Here is a 16,020-nt window from a genome sequence, read left to right on the forward strand (position 1 = left end):
ATGATAATTAGGGAAAATTTTTTAAAGTATTCATTTTTAAATCATTGATTTGAGTATATTTTTATTTTCTTACAAAACGAGAAACATCATCCTGAATATCCGGGATGCCATTGCCATATCCCCGCAGGTCTGCTCAGGATTGTTTTTGGCAGCGCTTCCGTCACGCGTGGTGGGGGCGTGCGTAGGATAAGGCCGTTTCATTCCATGCTTTCGACCATTATTGCCGCGATGCTGCCCCTCATCGTGGTGTTTGTGTTGGGCTACCGTGCCGGGTGGCACCATGATTTTGATGGCACGCATGTGACTGTGCTGAACCGGCTGGTCATGCTCTATGCGTTTCCGCTCAACCTGTTCGTAGGCATCGCCCACATGCCGCGTAACATCCTTGCAGGCCAGATGCCGCTGGCGGCTTCGGTCTTCGGGCTTATGTGCATAAGTTTTGCGGTGGCGTATGGGGTGTCGCGGTATGTGGCGCGTCGTGGCGGGGCGGCGGCGGCGTTGCAGGGACTGGCCATTGGCGCGCCCTCGGTGCCCTTTATCGGTTCCGCCATGCTGCCGGTCCTGATCGGGCATGACAGCACGGCGGTTGCCATATCGGCCGCGGTCTTCGCCATGGTGCTGGTCCAGACGCCGGTCTGCATGATGATGCTGGGCCACGATGCAACGGTTACGGATGGCGGATCGGTCAGTTTCGTGGGGCAGGTGGGGGCCGCGCTGAAAGAGCCGATCGTGTGGGCGCCGCTTCTGGCAACAGGGCTGGTGGTGCTGAACGTCCGTCTGCCCCCTGCGCTGCTTGGCGCCATGGGGCTGCTGGGCAATACCGCCACGGGTGTGGCGCTGTTTGCGTCTGGTGTGGTGCTGTTCCTGCAGCGCGTGCATATTACGCTGCCGGTGGTCATGACGGTGCTCGCGCGCAACATTGTCGTGCCTGCGGTGGCATGGCTGGTGCTGGCCGTGCTGGGCCTGCCGCATGATGTCATTCGCGCCACCGTGCTGACGCTGTCCATCCCCGTGGGCACGGTCGTGGTCATTCTCGCGGTCCGCTTCAGAACGGATGAACAGGAGGCAGCTTCAACCCTGTTTCTCAGCGCGGTGGCCTCCGTGCTGACCATGGTGCTGTTCATTCTGCTCACCACGCAGCATTAGGCCGCCCGTATGGGGCGGGTCGCCTTCAGCCCCGATCGGGTTCATAGGTCTCGGCCCGCCGCCGGGCCGCGCGGCGTTCCTTCAGCACCAGTTCGCCGTAAAGGATATGCTGGCGGATCCAGTTGATCATGCCCGATAGCGTGACCACGATAATGCCCGCGAACGTCCAGCCATCAAGCGGCTGATGAAACAGGAAGTAGCTGAACGCCACTGCCCACAGCATCTGGCTGTACTGGGGCAGGGCCACGCGGTTGGCGGGCGCGCGGGCGGTGGCCATCATCATGAACAGTTGGCCAAGGGCGGCAAGAAAGCCGTAGCCAAACAGGAACATCCATGTTTTCAGCCCGTGCGGCCAGTGCGCGTGGGCCAGCATCAGCGCGCCATCGCCAATTAACGGGCCGAACAGGCTTGAGCCGAACAGCGAGAGCCGGGGCGTGTCATTGCCTGCCAGCCGGTAGGCAATCACGCCCACGGCATTGGCGATGGCGGCAACCAGCGCGCACAGATGCCCCAGATGCAGCGCCCGCACGCCTGGCCGCAGCACGATCAGCACGCCCACAAAACCCAGTATGACTGAAAGCCACGCCCAGCCCGATACTTTCTCATGCAGCAGCGTCACGGACAGGATGGTGACGAAAAGCGGCATGAGGAACATGAGCGAGAGTGCCTCAGGCATTGGCAGCAGCATGAAGGCCTCCACGCTGGCAGCCGTTGCGACAAAGGTGGCCACGGCGCGCACCACCCACATCAGCGGGTGGGTGGGCGCAAAAATATCCCTGTAGGATTCGTTCTTGCCACGGATGAACGGAATGATGAGAAAACCGAACACGCCACCGGAAAAGGCGACCTCGAACGGGTCAAGCTGGCCTGCAAGCAGCTTGGAATAGGCATCACTGATCGAGAACGAGGAAAATGCGGCAAAGGCCAGCATCATGCCCGAGGTAAGAAAGGCCATGTTCATCTGTTTCCCCCCGTTTTGCGGCGTGCATTTGCGCATCACAGGCGGGCGGGCGCAAGGGGTGGTTGCCTGCATGTGCCTGAAAAAACAGACATGCCCGACCCGCCAGCCGCCCCGTCTGGCCGTGTGCCGCCATATGCTGTTACACTAGGGCCACCTGTTTGATTTTTCTACCTGGACACCTTGCATGACTGACACGCCCGCCTCGCCCGCAGCCCGTCTTCAGGCCGCCCTGACCGCCATCCGCGCAGGCGGGCTGGGCGGGCAGGTCAGCACCTCGCCCTCGGTGCTCGAGGCCCACAGCCATGGCGAGGCCATGGAAGCCGCCTGCCTGCCCGGCGCCGTGGTCTTTGCCCGCAAGACCGAGGATGTGGCTACCGTGCTGCGCGCCTGCCATGCCAATGCGGTACCGCTGGTGGCGTTTGGGGCGGGCACGTCGGTTGAAGGGCACGTAACACCTGCCGAACACGCCATCAGCCTTGACCTGTCCGAAATGACCGCCATTGTCGAGATGAATGCCGAGGACCTGGACTGCCGCGTGCAGGCTGGGCTGACCCGGCAGGCGCTCAATGCCCAGATTCGTGACACGGGGCTGTTCTTTCCGGTTGATCCGGGTGGCGAGGCCACATTGGGCGGCATGTGCGCAACGCGCGCCTCGGGCACGGCCGCCGTGCGCTATGGCACCATGAAGGAGAACGTGCTGGGCCTGACCGTGGTGCTGGCCACGGGCGAGGTAATTCGCACGGGCGGGCGCGTGCGCAAGTCATCCACGGGTTATGACCTGACATCGCTGTTCATCGGCTCGGAAGGGACGCTGGGCATCATTACCGAGGTGCAGTTGCGCCTGCATGGCCGCCCAGAGACGCTTTCCGCCGCCGTGTGCCAGTTTGCCGACCTCAATGACGCGGTGCAGACCGCCATCGAGATCATCCAGTGCGGCATTCCCATCAGCCGGGTGGAACTGCTTGATGACGTGCAGATGGCGGCCTCGATCCGGTATTCGAAGCTCGATGGCTATCAGGATCTCACCACGCTGTTCTTCGAGTTTGGCGGTGCGCCTGCCAGCGTGCAGGAGCAGGTGGCGGCGGTCGAGGCCATTGCGCTTTCCAATAACGGGCTGGCCTTTGCCTGGGTCGATACGGCAGAGGAACGCACCCGGCTATGGAAGGCCCGGCACGATGCCTTCTGGGCCGCCAAGGCCATCGAGCCGACAGCGCGCGTCATTTCAACCGACTGCATCGTGCCGATCTCGAAACTGGGCGAACTGATCGCGGGCGTGCGGGAAGATATTGCGGCCTCCGGCCTCCGCGTGCCGCTTTTGGGGCATGTGGGTGATGGTAATTTTCACTCCCTCATCATCACCGAGGATACGCCCGCAGGCCATGCCCGCGCATTGGATCTTGACCGCAGGATCGTGCACCGGGCGCTTGCTTTGGGTGGTTCATGCAGTGGCGAGCATGGCGTGGGCATGGGCAAGCTGGAATTTCTCGAGACCGAGCACGGCGCGGGCACGCTTGCGGTCATGCGCGCGCTCAAGCACACCATGGACCCGCTCAACATCCTCAACCCCGGCAAGCTGCTGCCGCCGGGGCCGGTCTATCAGGGCTAGGCGCTTTTCAGATGGCTGGCAGCAGGCGTGATGGCGGCAGGTCGCGCTTGGCCAGCATGCTGCACAGGCGGCGCACCACATCATCCCACTGCCCGGCGCGGATCTGGCGGATGATGCGTAGGGTGGGGTACCACGGGCTGTCGGTGCGGCCCGAGAGCCAGCGCCAGCAATTGTCAAACCGGTCGAGCAGCAGCACCGGGCAGCCCAGTGCGCCAGCGAGGTGGGCGACCGACGTATCGACCGACACCACCACATCGAGGCCCGCGATGAGGGCTGCCGTGTCATCCATGTCGCGCACGCTTTCCATGGGGTCATGCAGGCGCATGCCGGCTGGCATATCCATCATCTGCCGGGCGTAGGTGCCCATCTGCAGGCTGACCATCGAAATGCCGGGCACGCCCGCCAGCGGGGCCAGGCTGCGTAGCGGAATGGAGCGCCTGCGGTCCATGGCGTGGGCTGCTGGCACGTCGGGCCTGCTGGCCCCGCCCCATACCAGCCCTACCCGGAGTGTCGGGCGCTGCGGCAGGAAGGGCGCCCAGGCCTGCACGCGCCCTGCATCGGCATGTAGGTAGGGCACGGCAACACCTGCATGGCCCGGCATGCGGTGCAGTACATGCGGCAGGCTGAGGAAAGGGCAGTGCCAGTCATAAAACGGCACGGGCTGGCGGTCATTGAACACGCGGCGCACGCCATCCATGCGGCGGATCAGGCCGTGCAGCGTGTCGGGAGCCTGCACGATCACGCGCGCGCCCAGGGCTGCCAGCACCGGCACGAAGCGCAGCATCATCAGCATGTCGCCCAGCCCCCCTTCGCGCGTGATGAGGATGGTCTTGCCCCGCAGGTCGGCATCTGGCGCCAGCACGGGCAGGGTTCGTGCTTCAGGCAGGCGGGCGCGACCGGGGAGTTTGCGCCGCCATTCATATTCGGCCCAGCCCCGGGCCATCTGCCCGTTCTTGAGCAGGGTCAGGGCATGGTTCAGGCGCAGGTTGGCATCATCGGGGCGGAGTGCTAGGGCGCGGGCATGGATTGTGAGCGATTCATCGGTGCGGTTCCAGCCCGCGAGCAGGTGCGCAAGGTTGGCATGCGTCATGGCGCTGCGGGGGTGATGCTCGAGGATATAAAGCAGCAGGTCGCGCCCGGCGGCGTATTCGCCCTGTTCCATCAGGCATACGGCCATGAGGTTGCCGGTGGTGAGCTGGGCGGGTGACAGGCTCAGCCCGTCGGTCAGCACGGCATGCGCCTCCGCCGTGCGGCCGCGTTGCAGCAGCAGTTCGCCAAGCATGTCATGCGTGCGGATATCCTGCCCCGCGCGCTGGCGCACGGCGCGGAGCACGGCTTCGGCCTCATCCACGCGCTCATGGGGCAGCAGCAGGTCGAGCATGTCGCGCGCCGGGTGGCGGGCGCCGGGATTGGCCACGGCCTGCCGGCACAGCAGGCGGGCCGCCTCCTGCACCCGGTTGCATCCTGCATGGGCATGCGCGAGCAGAATCTCGACCTCAGGCGAGGACGTACAGCTTTCAAGCACGGCACGAGCCTGGGCAAACTGGCCCTGGCGCAGCAGGCCGAGCGCATCGGCAAGCATGGCGTTGGTGGCGGTGACCGTGCGGGGGGCTTTTTTGTTCATGTCACGCCATGACCACGGCATGCGACGTGACAGGCGCAGCCCCCGGGCTGGCCAAGCTGTGCGGCACGGAAAAAAAAGAGGAGCATGGCGGCGGATTTCTTTGGATTCAGGAGCGTGGGGCGTCCAGTCTAGCGCCCTTGCCGCCTGCGTCTAGGGCGTGGCCAGGCCCAGATGTGCTTCAAGGAGCGCCACGTTGCGCAGGTCGGCCTTGAAGGCGGTATCAAAAATATCGCCCAGCACGGGCACGAGGTCTGCCGCCGCCTCGATCAGCACATTGGCCAGCATGCGGGCCAGCACCTTCTGGCTGGCACCGAGCGTCGCGCTTTTCCAGATAATGTAGAGGGAAGGGATGAGCATGATCGCCGTGCCGCCCACCGGCAGCAGGCCGATCACCGTATCAAGCCCCCAGCGCGCCTTCGTGCCGGGAATACGGAAGGCGGCATCGAGCAGGGTCGCCAGTTTCCGCAGCCGTGCAACTTCAGCACGGATATCGGCAGGCCGCGCGCCGGCGACCGAAGAAGCAAAAGCGTTCATGCTGTTATTATGGGGTGTGCCCTGAGGCGTTACAATGCGGCAGGCTTCATGGCGCGCGCTTTAAAAGCGGCTAAAAGATTTCATCGAGGCCCGATATCGCCCTTAGCCGGACGCGCCCCCATCGCGATCAATATGACCCATGTCACGCCCCGGCGCGATCACGTCGCGCACGCGCTGCTTGAGGTCCTTGGGGCCGGGAAAGCCGCCATCGCGCTTGCGCTCCCACACAAGCTGGCTGTTGACCGTGATCTCGAACCGTCCGCCGCTTGCCGGGATGAGGCTGACGCTGCCCAGTTCCTCGCCAAAGGTGGAGAGCAGTTCCTGCGCCATCCATGCCGCGCGCAGCAGCCAGTTGCAGCGCGTGCAGTAAAGGATGGAGATATCGGGGCGGCCTGTGATGGGGATCGGGGCAGTCATGGGCGTTCCTCCTGTCTCATCCAGCCGGACGGGGCCGCCCGGCTGCCCTGATGGGTATCATGCACCATGAATGGATATAGCGCCTTTCAGGCCATGAAGCACCGGAAACCTTGCGGGCCATGTGCCCCCACATATCAATGCAGTGACGGAGATATGGAAATGAAAACAGGGATTCAGTCGAGACGATAAAGAAGATATTCCGAGGAAAGTGTTGTCACAGACGATCTTCGGCAAATCAGGAAGGAAGACGTCCATGCATGATAGACAGTTCACTCCATTATGCCGGAGATTTGGGGCCGGACCATCTGCAGCTTCCCTGTCGTCACGGGAATTCCGCAGGGCAGTTCACAACGTGTGGGAGCGGGTTACAAATATTGTGGAATCAGCGACCCGGGTGGAAACTTTCAGGTTCCGGCAAGGGCATCCTGCCTATCGCGTTTTCTGGGATTTTACCCTTGTTTTTTACAGGCAATACATTTGTTACGAGCCTGATCGGGTCGAGTTTGGACTGACCCGCCCCCGGAGACTGTCTGAAAATTTTACCCGGAAAACCTCCACAAATCATAAGGACGTTTCTGGTGAAGCTTTTTTCAAAAAGCTTCGAAGAATGCCGCCTTTTTGAAAAAAGGCGGCACCCCGAAACCTTCATCATTTTTTATCGATAGTTTTTTCAACCCGTTTCTCAGGCAGCCGGAAGGGCGGGTGCCGCGTGGTCAGACCGCGTGGACCTGGCTTTCACGCGACCACAGGCGCAGCGCCGCACAGGCCTGGATGAAAGCCGTGGCGTCATCCGCGCGTTCGAGCGCAATCACGCCCGCATCGCGCGCACGCGGGTGCAGGCCCGCTGCCGCGAGCAGGATCTCGGCGGCATCATTATGCGCGATGAACTTGGCGTGGGCGAAGGCATCGGCAATGAAGTCGCGCATGGTGGCCTCATGGCGCAGCAGGTTCGCCCCTTCCACCGTGGGCAGCAGGGCCACGGCATCATACAGCACGGACGGGCCGCCATTGATCTTCTGTTGCGCTACAACCTCGTTGCCCGCGCTGTCCGTAATGCCCGCCACGGTGGGGGCGATCAGTTCAACCGTGCCATCCACCGCCTCGGTCGCGGCAATCAGGGCGGAGAGCAGGTCCGCATTGACGCCATTGCTCACCACAATGCCCAGCTTGCGGCCTGCAAAGCTGTCCGGCCCGTTTTTGAGGATGCTCAGCGCGGGCGACGGCTCCAGCCCTTCCACCACCGGGCGGGCGGCAGGCGCAGGTGTGGGCAGGGGCGAGAGGCCAAGCCCGCTGGCAACGCCCTGGGCCAGTTCGGCATCGACATGCAGTAGGTGGCTGACCATGCGTGCGCGGATGGCGGGGGTTTCAACCTTGCTCAGCTCGAACACGAAGGCATCGCGCATGTGGGTCTGTTCCACCGGCGTCTGGCTGATATAGAACTGCCGCGCCTGGCTGTAATGGTCGGCAAAGGTTTCCGAACGCTGGCGCAGCTTGGGGCCGGATTCTTCCTCGGGGTAGGAGGTGTAGCCTGCGGGGGTCTCACGCGGGCCACCGGCGGGCTGCGACCACGAATTGGGCTCGTAATTGGCCCGTCCCTTCGGGTTGTGCATGGCCATATGCCCATCTTGCTGGAAGTTGGCGAACGGGCATTTGGGCGCGTTTATGGGGATGTGCGTGAAGTTGGGGCCGCCAAGGCGCTTGGTCTGGGTATCGAGATAGGAGAAATTGCGCCCCTGCAGCAGCGGGTCGTTGGTGAAGTCGATGCCGGGGATGACGTTCTGGGTGCAGAACGCCACCTGCTCGGTTTCGGCAAAGAAATTGTCCGGCATGCGGTCGAGCACGAGGCGGCCCACGCGGCGCACGGGCACCAGCTCCTCGGGGATCAGCTTGGTGGGGTCGAGGATGTCGAAGTCGAAGCTGTCGGCAAATGCATCATCAAACAGTTGCACGCCCAGTTCCCATTCGGGGAAGTTGCCTGTCTTGATGGCCTGCCACAGGTCGCGGCGGTGGAAATCGGGGTCGGCGCCGTTGATCTTGAGCGCCTCGTTCCACACCACCGATTGCAGGCCCAGCTTTGGCTTCCAGTGGAATTTGACGTAGGTGGACTTTCCCTCCGCATTGATGAGGCGGAAGGTATGCACCCCGAACCCCTCCATGAAGCGGAAGGAGCGGGGAATGGCGCGGTCCGACATGGCCCAGCACACCATATGCGTGGCCTCGGGCGAGAGCGAGACGAAATCCCAGAAATTGTCGTGTGCTGTCTGCGCCTGCGGAAAGTCGCGGTCCGGCTCCTGCTTGGCGGCATGCACGAAATCGGGGAATTTGATGGCGTCCTGAATGAAGAAGACGGGGATGTTGTTGCCCACCAGGTCCCAGTTGCCCTGGCTGGTATAGAGCTTGACGGCAAAGCCGCGCACGTCGCGTACCACATCGGCCGAGCCCTTGTTGCCCGCCACGGTGGAAAACCGCACGAAGGCGGGCGTGCGCACGCCTACCTCGCCAAAGAGATCGGCCTTGCACACATCGGCAAGGCTGTCGGTCAGTTCAAAATAACCATGCGCGCCGTAGCCACGGGCATGGACCACGCGCTCGGGGATGCGCTCATGGTCGAAATGGAAGATCTTTTCACGGAAATGGAAGTCCTCCATCAGGGCCGGACCACGTGCCCCCGCACGCAGGGTATTCTGGTCATCTGATACCGCAAGGCCCTGCTGGGTGGTCATGACGGGCGTATCATTGCCGGCGGTCTGGTGGGTTTCGCCACCAGCGCCGACGTGGGTCGCCACGGCTTTCGGGGCTTTGGGTGTTTTTGTCATGATGGGGGTGTGTCCAGGCTGGAGATGAAGGGATGTGCTTTCCCAACGGGGCGGAATGGGGTGAGTTGCATGGTGATGTCGGGGCCGTTGCTGATGGCGGTTGCCAATTGCGCGGCGACAGGGCACACGGGCGCATGAACCGCCAGCAGCCAGAGAGCCCTGCCATCCATGCGTAACCGTTCAGCCCTTCTGGCCGCAGGCAGCCTGCTTGCCGCCCTTTGGTGCGCCCCGGCCGTGGCCAGCCCCAGCCCCAGCCCCAGCCCCAGCCCCGGCACGGTCGATTTCACGGACCTGACCTGGACCGAAATCCGCAACGCGGTGCAGGGGGGCGATACCACCATCATCGTGCCGGTGGGCGGCACGGAACAGAGCGGGCCTTACATTGCGGTGGGCAAGCATGACGTGCGCGCCCTGCTGCTTGCCCGCCGCATTGCGCGCGCGGCGGGCCATGCGCTCGTGGCCCCGGTGGTGGCCTACGTGCCTGAAGGTGGCACGTCGCCGCGCACGTCGCACATGCGCTTTCCCGGCACCATCAGCATAACCCCGGCCACCTTCCGCGCATTGCTCAGCGATGCCGCCGAGAGCTTTCGCGTGCAGGGGTTTACGCGCGTGGTGCTGATTGGCGATCATGGCGGCTACCAGAAGGATCTGCGCACCGTGGCCGATACGCTCAACCACCGCTGGCAGGGCACGGGGGCGCATGTGCTGTACGTGCCCGCCTATTACGACGTGGTGCCGGGCGCCTATGCCACCTGGCTGCGCCAGCATGGCCATGCGGCGGAGGTCGGCATGCATGCCGACCTGTCTGACACTTCACTGATGCTGGCCCTTGACCCCGCCCTTGTGCGCACGCAGGCGCTGCAGGCCGCCCCCCTGCCTGGCGCAGCGCAGGGCGTCTATGGCGGCGACCCGCGCCGCGCCGATGCAGCCCTTGGGCAGGTGGGGGCGGACATGCAGGTCAACGCCACGGTTGCGGCCATGCAACACGACCTAACAGGACGGAATTCGCCCTGATTGCGCTGCTGCCATGGCGTGCTATAGGGGCCGCGACGAACAGGATCACACTATGACACACAAGAAAAAACTACCGGTTCTGGGGCTGGGCATGCTGCTGCTGCAAGGTGGGGTGGCCCTCGCACAGGCTGTTGACACCATTCCCGGCATGCCGCCCGTGCTCGACCCCCACAATATTTACAGCGAGACCCAGGCCAACAACCTCAACCCCGAGGTTGCCAAGGATCCGCCACGCATTTACGTGCCCAACCTGCGCTCGAACAATGTGTATGTGATCGATCCGCAGACCTATACGGTCATCTCGCGCTTCAAGGTGGGCCAGAGCCCGCAGCACGTCGTGCCCTCGTGGGATCTGCGCACCCTGTGGGTGACCAACAATGCCGAAGGCACGACCAACGGCACGCTCACCCCCATCGACCCGCGCACCACCCAGCCACTGGCCGAGGTGGCGGTGGATGATCCGTACAACATGTATTTCACCCCCGATGGCAAATCCGCCATCACGGTGGCCGAGGCACGCCAGAGGCTCGATTTCCGCGATCCGCATACCATGGCATTGCAGGGCTCGGTCTCGGTGCCGCAGTGCAAGGGCGTCAACCACGCCGATTTCTCCATCGACGGGCGTTACGCCATCTTTACCTGTGAGTTCGGCGGCTATCTGGCCAAGATCGATACGGTCAACCGCACGGTCATCGGCTACCTCAAGCTCTCGGCCGGGGGCATGCCGCAGGATATCCTGACCGCGCCCGATGGCCACAAATTCTACGTGGCCGACATGCATGCCGATGGCGTGTTCGTGATTGATGGCGACAGCTTCCGCGAGACGGGCTTCATCCCCACCGGCATTGGCACCCATGGCCTGTATCCCAGCCGTGACGGCACGAAGATGTACGTGGCCAACCGTGGCTCGCACAAGATTCATGGGCCGCCACATGGCAAGGCGGGTGGCGTGAGCGTGATCGATTTCGCGACTGACAAGGTCGTGGCCAACTGGCCCATTCCCGGTGGCGGCAGCCCTGACATGGGCAATGTCAGCAATGACGGCAGGACGCTCTGGCTTTCGGGCCGGTTTGATGATGTCGTCTATGCCATCGACACCACCACGGGCACCATGCGCAAGATCCCCGTGGGGCTGGAGCCTCATGGCCTGACCGTATGGCCGCAGCCGGGCCGCTATTCGATCGGGCATACCGGAATTCTGCGTTAAGGAACTGTTTTAAAAAATAAAAACTTTTTGGGCGCTGTCTTTTTCAAAAAGGCGGCGTCTTTTTTTGTGCCTCCAACAAAAACTTTTGCATGATTCCCCGCTCTTTGCTGCAATATCCGCTACGCACAAAGGGGCTGGCCGGTCATGACACTATCAAAACAGGATGCCGACATCCGTTTCATCACCGGGCCTTCAGGTCTTGGCATGGTCATGGTGGCACTTGGGCCGGAAGGGATTGCGGCCATTATGCTCGATGCGGATGAGCGCGCGCTGCGACGGGCCGCCGTGGCGTCTTTTCCCACGGCACGGGCCGGGGGCGCGGATGATGTGGCGCTGGCCCATTGGCTGGAGGTCGTGACTGCCGGCATCGAGGCCCCGTGGACCATGCCCGACCTGCCACTTGCGCTGCAAGGCACGCCTTTCCAGCATCAGGTCTGGCAGGCCCTGCGCGCAGTACCCTGTGGCCACACCGTGACATATACCGAACTGGCCGCCCGCATTGGCCGCCCGACTGCCGTGCGGGCGGTGGCCGGAGCCTGTGCCGCCAACCGGCTGGCCGTGGTGGTGCCCTGCCATCGCGTCATCCGCCACGATGGCAGCCTCTCGGGCTATCGCTGGGGTGTGGCCCGCAAGCAGGCCCTTCTGGCGCGGGAGCGGGCCTGGCACCTGGGGGGAAAATGATAACGGGTTTTTGGTAAGGTCTTTTTTTCCAACCAGTGTTCTCTGAATCTTTTTGAAAAAAGCTTCACCAAAAACTTTCAGGCTGTTGAAAATTTAAAAAACCGCAGGTTACGGCCCAAGGCTGTTCCCTGCGGTTCCAGTTTACGGATTACGGCCTGATTCAGGCGTGGGGTAATCCGCCGTAATAGGTATCGACCTGCTGGCCATAGGTGCTGTTGCTCCAGTCAGGCGACATGTCCTGCGCATAGGCCGGTGCGCCTTCAAGCTGCTCGCGCGTGAGCGACACGATATAGCCGCCCTGGCGGGGGTCGTAATGCAGGGCTTTCCAGGGCAGGGGGTGGTAGCTGTTCCCCATGCCCATGAAGCCGCCAAAGCTCATGACAACATAGGCGACATCGCCTGAAATCTTGTCGACCATGAAATACTTGACCGTGCCCAGTTTTTCGCCCGCCGGTGAATACACGGCCGTGCCTTCAACCTGGTCGGACGAAATGAGGTCATGCTTGTTGGTCATTGTGTTGCTTGCCGTAGCAGACATGTAACTTCTCCTTGCCGGTTCTTCGTGCCGCGCCACGCAGGGGCATGCCTGCCTTCTCGTGTGGCTGTGGCGCGGGGCCTGTTGCAAAGGGAGAGGAGCCACGGCACCGCCATGGCCTCCTCCTGCCCTGAGCCGGTGGGTTCAGGTTTTGGTGTGACTGTGCTGGCCGCCCTTGCGCCCGGCCTGCGCCGCCCGCTCGGGGTCATCGGCAAAATTGCCGGACCGGTGTTCCGTGCCCTTGTGACTGGCCTGGTTGGTTTTTTCCGCCTCATGGCCCGTGCCGCCGTGGCTGTGCTGGCCACCCTTGCGGCCCGCCTCGGCGGCGCGTTCGGGGTCGCGGGCAAAGTTGCCAGAACTGTTTTGGCCCCCCTTGTGCCCGGCCTCGGCCGCCTTTGCGCGGTCATTGGCAAAGTTGCCGGGGTTGTGCGCGGCACCGCCGCCGCCGCGACTATCGGCAGGGGACAGGACAATACGGTTATGCAGGGAGATATGAGAATTCATGATCTTCACCTTTCGCTGGCAGCGGCTACAGGGGATCCTTGTTTTTCCTCGCTCCATCATAGGGTTTTACTGAGGAAGCAATCCCGGGGACATCCGCTGTGAGGAGATCAACGATGCATTCCTTTCCCGGTTGCAGCCGGGCCGTATAAAATAAAAAAGTAGCCATTACAATAAGAGTCGATATCGGAATGAGTCCGGTCATAATAAAATTAAGACCATGGACCTTATAATTCAGACTAGAACGGGACGGGGAGGGGCAGTAGGAGAAAAAGTATTGCGCAAGGCGCGGGTTCAGGGCGTCAATATACCCGGCTCCCTGTGCTGCCGATCTGTCGCGACGGGCATCGGCCCTGCCGTGACCCGGTTCATGTTGGTGCGGATTTTGCCCGGATCGGGGCGACAAACCGGGAATGTGGGTGGCAAGCGCAGCTTTATCCGCGTCTGTGCGGCCTATTCGGCTGCCATCTGGGCCAGCGTGTCGCCATACTGCGCCAGCATGGCCACGACTTCCATCAGCACGGCTTGCAGCCGCGTGAAGCCTTCATGGGGTTGCAGGCTGTCCTGATCCATATACAGCGCCCGGCTCATTTCCAGTTGCAGGGCCTGCACGCCGCGCCGTGGCCGCCCGTAATGGCGGGTTACATACCCCCCTGCAAAAGGCACGTTACGCGCAACGCTGTAGCCGTGGGCCGTCAGCACATGCTCGACGAGCGCCGTCATCTGCTGGGTGCAGGCCGTGCCCCAGGCATTACCCAGAACAAAATCCGGCTGGTCCCCGCGTCCCTTCACCACGGGCATGGAATGGGCATCAAGCAGCAGGCAGAAGCCATGTCGCGCCACGCTGTCCTGCACCAGATGGGCAAGGGCATCATGATAGGGTTGCCAGCAGGTGCGGACCCGTTTCTCGGCCTCCGCGAAGGGGAGCGGGCGGGCATAGATCGGCCCATCACGCGACACGATGCGGGCAATGGTGCCAAACCCGGCCCTGACCTTGCGGCTGGTGGTATTGCACCACGCAGGCAGGGCCTCGCGGAACATGGTGGGATCGAGTTCCCATGCCTCACGGTTCACATCGCAATAGGCCCGTGGAAAGGTGGCGTGCAGCAAGGTAGCGCCCTGCTTTGGTGCGCCTTCAAACAACTGCTCCACGTAACAGTCCTCGCTGCGCCGCAGCGCAAGTGCGCCCAGCCGGGACAGGCGCAGGAATTCGGACATGTAGTTACGCCCCGAATGGGGAGACGCCACGATAACCGGCCGATGGATGCCTTGGGGTTCAATGATATGAAAGGGCGGCACGGCGCGTTCCGTCATGCGGGTTTTCCTATAGGGAACAGCCACATGGGAACAGGTAGCGGGAAGGAAAAGGCAGGCCAGCGCATGGCCGCCATAGGGGCAGGCGGCACGCCGGGGGTCAATGCGTTTTTTTTAAAAAAGGGGGGTTGCATCCGCCTGAAAGGGCCAGTAAAAGCCTCTTCATCGACGGACGATGGGCGCATAGCTCAGCGGTAGAGCACTATCTTGACATGGTAGGGGTCACAGGTTCAATCCCTGTTGCGCCCACCATCGGTTCCGGAGAAAACCTTAGAAAACCGCCATTTATTGGCGGTTTTTCTATTTTCATCCCTTTTTCATAAAGTCCGCTATAGTCCGTATCAGTTCACCTGAAATCGCCCCTATCCGTGCAAAATCCGTGCAGTCATTTTCTGCGAGATGGCAGGTCTGGCCCGTGGTCCCACCATCGGATTATCTCCTCACGGTAGGCATCCGGCATGAGCTTTGTGTATCCGGCAACCGTATTCGTATTGCTCCAATCACCATCCGCCTTGAGCCTCAATAGGTCTCGGTAAACGCAATAGTGCCATGTCGCCCACGTATGCCTCAGAGTGTGAGGGGTGAAATCAGGCACATAGACCTGTTTTGGTATCTTGCTGCCCTTGGGAACCCATTCCCTAATGCGACCCGGCAGACCGGCCCGATTGCACGCCCCAGCCCATCCGGTTTTGATCTGGCCGCCATACTGGCGCTCAGAATTGTGATACCGATCCCCAAACTCCTGACCGTATCGGGTTTTGATGATGGGGCGAAACACAAATCCGTCCCGATACGGGATGCCCTTTAATCGCTCCAGAGCGGCTGGCGGCAGATCAACGTGGCGCTCGCGCCCCTGCTTTTGCCAAACCACCGCCCGCCTGCCGTGTAGATCAACATCCTTCCATTCCAGATCCAGCGCTTCCGAAAGTCGGCACCCTGTTGATGCCAAAAACACAATCAGGGGTCGCAGGTGAGGGGCAGCACAGACAACAAGTTGCGAAACCTGATCGGGCCGCATGAATTTTTTTGGCCTGCTCTGAACAGAGATGGGAGCAAATGATGGCCGGTCACACCAGCCATTTATCGCGCCAAACTCAAGAACCGCCTGCAATGGCGTGCGAATTGATCGCTTTTTGGTGGATGCTGCCGCCTGTTCGCCATCACGCAGTATGGCGCGGTAAGCAGGACGCAGGGATGATTGGTTGATGTCTCCCAGTTTTGTTGTTCCGAAATGTTCCAGCAGGCGCAGAAGATAGCGTTGCGTGGCCTGCGACCTGGGACTGTCATCCAGATATGCCGTTACGGCCTCTGCGAATGTGATGACGGCCCGCTTGCCATAGATCGTCTCATTCCAGAGTTCGGCCTCGCGTTTGCGCCGGATTTCTTCTGCAAGCCGTTTGTCAGCCGTGCCCGTGCTTTCATATATGCTTTGTCCGGAGACAGTGCCGCGAATGTAGAAGTTTTTGGATCTCGGCTTGGTGACGAGCTTGAGGGGCATTCGATGCTTTCAATAAGTCTTATGTAATCATCCGGGGAAAAGAGATATTTTTTTCCCCACCGGCGACAGATAGGGGCGCCGTTATGCTCCGGATATGAGCGCAGATGAGACAGCAGTCGCGTTCGGCCGATACGGCCCTTTAGCCGATCTAGAACATCGCGCAGGG

General features: G+C 61.9%; 14 protein-coding genes and 1 tRNA gene. 6 read left to right on the forward strand and 9 right to left on the reverse strand.

Features of this window, described 5'->3' with window-relative positions; all coding sequences use genetic code 11:
• The first annotated feature begins 204 nt into the window (after positions 1-204).
• Positions 205-1,146 carry an AEC family transporter gene (locus QEG70_RS01085; RefSeq protein ID WP_308718939.1) on the forward strand — a complete coding sequence of 314 codons (942 nt, stop codon included), beginning with the start codon at positions 205-207 and terminating at the stop codon, positions 1,144-1,146.
• A gap of 25 nt (positions 1,147-1,171) precedes the next feature.
• On the opposite strand, the gene QEG70_RS01090 is transcribed toward QEG70_RS01085, so the two are convergent.
• Entirely contained in the window at positions 1,172-2,107 is a 936-nt protein-coding gene (locus QEG70_RS01090) for a DMT family transporter (RefSeq protein ID WP_308718940.1), read from the reverse strand.
• Between the two features lie 184 nt (positions 2,108-2,291).
• Here QEG70_RS01090 and QEG70_RS01095 point away from each other — a divergent pair, with 184 nt between their 5' ends.
• Complete coding sequence (locus QEG70_RS01095) at positions 2,292-3,713, forward strand: FAD-binding oxidoreductase (RefSeq protein WP_308718941.1); 1,422 nt, start codon at positions 2,292-2,294, stop codon at positions 3,711-3,713.
• A gap of 7 nt (positions 3,714-3,720) precedes the next feature.
• On the opposite strand, the gene QEG70_RS01100 is transcribed toward QEG70_RS01095, so the two are convergent.
• The 4 genes from QEG70_RS01100 to QEG70_RS01115 form a co-directional block, all read right to left on the reverse strand.
• Positions 3,721-5,337, reverse strand: coding sequence for a glycosyltransferase family 9 protein (locus QEG70_RS01100; RefSeq protein WP_374762523.1), 1,617 nt, complete (start codon positions 5,335-5,337; stop codon positions 3,721-3,723).
• A 150-nt stretch (positions 5,338-5,487) separates the two neighbouring features.
• The gene (locus tag QEG70_RS01105; protein WP_308718942.1) at positions 5,488-5,871 is read right to left on the reverse strand and encodes a DUF4112 domain-containing protein; all 384 of its coding nucleotides are present in this window, start codon (positions 5,869-5,871) and stop codon (positions 5,488-5,490) included.
• Positions 5,872-5,973: 102 nt separating this feature from the next.
• A complete protein-coding gene (locus QEG70_RS01110) occupies positions 5,974-6,288 on the reverse strand; it encodes an Rdx family protein (protein WP_308718943.1) in 315 nt (104 codons plus the stop codon).
• 713 nt (positions 6,289-7,001) lie between these two features.
• Positions 7,002-9,104, reverse strand: coding sequence for a catalase (locus QEG70_RS01115; protein ID WP_308718944.1), 2,103 nt, complete (start codon positions 9,102-9,104; stop codon positions 7,002-7,004).
• A gap of 168 nt (positions 9,105-9,272) precedes the next feature.
• Here QEG70_RS01115 and QEG70_RS01120 point away from each other — a divergent pair, with 168 nt between their 5' ends.
• From QEG70_RS01120 to QEG70_RS01130, 3 genes are all read left to right on the forward strand, one after another.
• On the forward strand, positions 9,273-10,118 hold the full coding sequence (locus tag QEG70_RS01120; protein WP_308718945.1) for a creatininase family protein: 846 nt from the start codon (positions 9,273-9,275) through the stop codon (positions 10,116-10,118).
• A gap of 52 nt (positions 10,119-10,170) precedes the next feature.
• Positions 10,171-11,325, forward strand: a complete 1,155-nt coding sequence (locus tag QEG70_RS01125; protein WP_374762524.1) for a YncE family protein — start codon at positions 10,171-10,173, stop codon at positions 11,323-11,325.
• 144 nt (positions 11,326-11,469) lie between these two features.
• Complete coding sequence (locus QEG70_RS01130) at positions 11,470-12,006, forward strand: methylated-DNA--[protein]-cysteine S-methyltransferase (RefSeq protein ID WP_308718946.1); 537 nt, start codon at positions 11,470-11,472, stop codon at positions 12,004-12,006.
• 160 nt (positions 12,007-12,166) lie between these two features.
• Here QEG70_RS01130 and QEG70_RS01135 read toward each other — a convergent pair whose 3' ends face one another.
• From QEG70_RS01135 to QEG70_RS01145, 3 genes are all read right to left on the reverse strand, one after another.
• The gene (locus tag QEG70_RS01135; protein WP_308718947.1) at positions 12,167-12,544 is read right to left on the reverse strand and encodes a PRC-barrel domain-containing protein; all 378 of its coding nucleotides are present in this window, start codon (positions 12,542-12,544) and stop codon (positions 12,167-12,169) included.
• A gap of 141 nt (positions 12,545-12,685) precedes the next feature.
• Complete coding sequence (locus QEG70_RS01140) at positions 12,686-13,045, reverse strand: con-10 family general stress protein (protein ID WP_308718948.1); 360 nt, start codon at positions 13,043-13,045, stop codon at positions 12,686-12,688.
• Between the two features lie 450 nt (positions 13,046-13,495).
• A complete protein-coding gene (locus tag QEG70_RS01145; RefSeq protein WP_308718949.1) occupies positions 13,496-14,356 on the reverse strand; it encodes an N-formylglutamate amidohydrolase in 861 nt (286 codons plus the stop codon).
• A 177-nt stretch (positions 14,357-14,533) separates the two neighbouring features.
• Here QEG70_RS01145 and QEG70_RS01150 point away from each other — a divergent pair.
• A tRNA-Val gene (locus QEG70_RS01150) sits at positions 14,534-14,608 on the forward strand.
• A gap of 133 nt (positions 14,609-14,741) precedes the next feature.
• Here QEG70_RS01150 and QEG70_RS01155 read toward each other — a convergent pair.
• Positions 14,742-15,854: a tyrosine-type recombinase/integrase gene (locus QEG70_RS01155; RefSeq protein ID WP_308718950.1), complete on the reverse strand. Its 1,113-nt coding sequence runs from the start codon at positions 15,852-15,854 to the stop codon at positions 14,742-14,744.
• Positions 15,855-16,020: the final 166 nt, after the last annotated feature.

This window comes from Komagataeibacter xylinus (assembly GCF_031081985.1).
In the GTDB taxonomy this organism is placed as follows: domain Bacteria; phylum Pseudomonadota; class Alphaproteobacteria; order Acetobacterales; family Acetobacteraceae; genus Komagataeibacter; species Komagataeibacter xylinus_E.